1 pseudogene is annotated in these 394 nt (G+C 33.8%); it reads right to left on the bottom strand.

Annotated elements, in window-relative coordinates:
* A pseudogene (locus E4T88_RS17745) lies at positions 1-394 on the bottom strand (tRNA pseudouridine(55) synthase TruB); the annotation flags it as partial.

The following is a 394-nucleotide window of genomic DNA, read 5'->3' on the forward strand; positions in this document are numbered from 1 at the left end:
CATATGTGCAGGATAACCAAGTAATTCTCCTATCTGAGTTGCTAATGTTCTTATATATGTCCCTTTTCCACACTCGACTTCTATTTCAAATTTACAAGTTTGGTTGTCATATGAAATGTCTGAAGTTAGCTCAATACTGTTAATGAAGACTTTACGAACAGGTCTTTCAACTTCAATATTTTGACGAGCGTATTCATATAATTTTTTTCCGTTTACTTTAACAGCTGAATACATCGGCGGAATTTGCTCAATTTCACCCACTAATTTATTTAAAGTTGAACGTATGTCATCAGTACACCAAATATTTTCAGTTACAGCTTTTTCTTCTACTATTCCTCCAGTTTGATCTTCAGTAGTCGTGCTCTTACCAATTGTTACTTCAGCAATATATGTC

It is taken from the genome of Dysgonomonas mossii (assembly GCF_004569505.1).
Lineage (GTDB): Bacteria > Bacteroidota > Bacteroidia > Bacteroidales > Dysgonomonadaceae > Dysgonomonas.